The 1969-nt window shown below is 54.1% G+C and carries 1 protein-coding gene and 2 tRNA genes; all 3 read left to right on the top strand.

Going from position 1 to position 1969, the window contains the following annotated elements:
- On the top strand, positions 1–252 hold a 252-nt coding region (locus E1297_RS49010; RefSeq protein WP_196223148.1), incomplete at its 5' end, for a hypothetical protein.
- A tRNA-Gly gene (locus tag E1297_RS02395) sits at positions 232–306 on the top strand. The genes E1297_RS49010 and E1297_RS02395, both read left to right, overlap by 21 nt.
- Before the next feature lie 1428 nt (positions 307–1734).
- A tRNA-Thr gene (locus tag E1297_RS02390) sits at positions 1735–1810 on the top strand.
- Positions 1811–1969: the final 159 nt, after the last annotated feature.

The raw sequence follows: 1969 nt of genomic DNA, 5'->3' as shown, positions 1-1969 counted from the left end.
CCCGTCCTTCAGGACGGGGAAGACGTTAAGAACCCCTATGCGATCGATATCGATGAAGACCACGAAATCTACAAAGCCTTTTACAAGGCCATCTTTGATGCCATCGAAGAAATCGGCATGGAAAAATTTAAGCAGTGTTCGTTTTTCCCGTCTAGCGACTACCACAAGCCAGGTGGCCGGGGGCACATGATCGTGCAGCGGGTTGAGCGTTGCCGCCAGAACAAACAGATTGCGGGTGTAGCTCAGGGGTAGAGCATCTCGTTGCCATCGAGAAGGCCATGGGTTCGAATCCCATTATCCGCTCCAAAAAATTCGAATCCCTAAAAAGAGGGTTTACAAAATAGATTTAATCCTTACATTGGGATTTATCGGCGTTCGTGTGCTGGACAAAGCTTAGGTTTTGGTCAGGTGCTCAAACATCGTATGGCGGTATGGCGTCATTAAAGAATATCCTCAGCGATGAGGCCAAAGGCAGGAGGGTCACACACTGCCGCCGGGAGTCCGGTTCATCCATACAAGTCCCGACATCTCCGAGAGGAGGGTTCGCCTAAAAGCGGAAATAGTCGTCATGACGGCGTTTGGTCTTCGAGAGGAGATGCAGACCGTTCGATGCCTCGGTGCTTGTTGCGCCGTAAAGCAGGCGGTTTGAAAGGGTGTCGCAAGCCCTGCCAGACACGCGAAGCTGTTCAGCGATGAATGTTAAGGGATAGTGGAGAGGTTCGATCCTTTGCGGGTGAGGGCGCTTCGCAATGCCATGGGCAGAGATGTCCGGAAGCATGCTCAATTAGCGTTAGCAGCGTGAACGAGATTTGGCGTGTTGTATTCTTGCGGTCAAAAGTCGTGGGAGCAACTGGGACAGCGCGTCGAAGTGACTTGCGATTAGCTCAGATGGACAGAGCAACGGTTTATGATACCGTCGGTCGCGGGTTCAATTCCCGTATCGATTGAAAAACGCAAAGACTGTCCCGGTTGGACCTGAAAGATGCCTAAGCCTTGGCACGAAAGTGAACCAAGGTCCTGGAAGTCCGCAAGACGGAAGGGATTGACGCGGAAGCGTTCGTTGGGGTCGCGCCCCCATAACAGCTCGCAAGGCTGACGGATGTGGAAATGTCGAAGTGGGTCTGACGACGAGAGAAAAGCCACTCTCTAAAAAAGGCGGCATTGATCGGATACCGCGTTACATCGAGAGATGAGCGTGTGTGGATGAGACGGCAACCAGGACCGCAAGTCCTCGGGTACTCCGTGAAGACCGATCGCCAAAGGCCGTAATCTCAGGCCTTCGTAACCCCTCCGGTTCGCCGGATGCAAATTGGGTCAGTTTTAAGGAAGTATTCCCACTATTGATGTTGCAGGCGGCAGGACTGCCCGCCTCAGTCCTGTGGAGGTAGCAGTAAAACCAATCCCCCTCGAGGATTGGCCGCAGCCATTGAAGCAGGAAGTCCCGTCCTTCAGGGCGGGTAGCAGTCACCGCCGAAGACACCAATCACCGCTATCCCGCGAGTTTAAAGCTCCGGGCAACGACGGCAGCACTCTTTGGGCCTAAAGCCTACTTAGAACCCCTCAGACACTTTCGGGGCCAATATTCGCGAAAGGGCCAGCCCGTGAAACTGGCACAGACGCGGACAAGCGGACCTAAACCGCTTTCGGGACCCGGTTTCGGTGGAGCCACGGATGTACTGGCACGCCGAACCGGGTTTTCACATTTGTCAAATCTTTCAGCCAACAATGTCGTATGCCGCTGTAGCTCAGTTGGGAGAGCACGCCCTTGGTATGGGCGAGGTCGAGAGTTCAAGCCTCTCCAGTGGCTCCACACAAGCCTACAAACAGATTATCGCGAACGCGACCGAACGACGCGACCGGGAAAACAGCCGGGTCACCCTGAAATCGGCGTCGAGCGATTATCTGACCAGAAAGCGAAACGCGACAAAACACAGCTGATTTGGCTCTCGTCGACAAGCAGTCTCGACAG

It is taken from the genome of Roseibium sp. RKSG952 (assembly GCF_009711355.1).
Note: the sequence above shows the minus strand (reverse complement) of the source record. Positions and strands in the feature narration are given on the sequence as shown.